This window comes from Komagataeibacter intermedius TF2 (genome assembly GCF_000964425.1).
Classification (GTDB): domain Bacteria; phylum Pseudomonadota; class Alphaproteobacteria; order Acetobacterales; family Acetobacteraceae; genus Komagataeibacter; species Komagataeibacter intermedius.
This window is the reverse complement of the sequence record NZ_BANF01000703.1, coordinates 1-634: the sequence shown is the minus strand read 5'-3', so window position 1 is coordinate 634 and position 634 is coordinate 1. Positions and strand designations below refer to the sequence as shown.

The window sequence follows — 634 nt, the reverse complement described above, 5'->3', positions numbered from 1 at the left end:
GTCTGGACAATGCGCCCCTGCGCATCAAGCATGCTGACGATAAAGCACGTGCCTCCCATGACCGCGGCAGGGCCAAAGCGGTCTGCCAGAATATCAAGATGCTGCATGCCGTTGAGAAGCGGGACAATCCGTGTCTGCGGTCCCACCGCAGGCGCGAAATCGTTCATTGCAGCCATCAGGGAATAGGCTTTTACGCTGAGCAGGATGATGTCGTAGGGCCCCTCAATCCCACCGGCCATCACCATCCGGGGGGTCATGGTGACGTTGCCAACGGAACTGATCAGGCACAGGCCCCCGGCACGGAGCTGCTGCAGGCGCCTTTCGCGCACCAGAAAGGTCACGTCATGCCCGGCGCTGGCCATGCGGGCGCCAAAATACCCACCCACGGCGCCTGCGCCGACAACAAGAATTCTGGAACCCATGACGCTGTTTCCTCTCTTTGATCCGCCCTGACGTGTTGCGGTTGAGGGCGAGTTGAAGCGCTCTGGCGGCAGGGGTCAAGACAGGCTCAGAATCTCGATCTTCCCGGGTGCCGGGCCTTGATGCTGGCCGCGTCGATATAGGTCTCGACGACCTGAAGGCTTTTGTGCCGCGAGAAGCGCTTCAGTTCCAGGAGATCATACCCGTCTTTCGC

Annotated in this window: 1 protein-coding gene; it reads right to left on the bottom strand. The window is 60.7% G+C overall.

From position 1 onward, the window contains the following. Nucleotides 1–422 (bottom strand): 2-dehydropantoate 2-reductase N-terminal domain-containing protein (locus tag B7449_RS19030; protein ID WP_048884101.1); only part of this gene is annotated, 422 nt, incomplete at its 3' end. Between the last annotated feature and the right edge of the window lie 212 nt (nucleotides 423–634).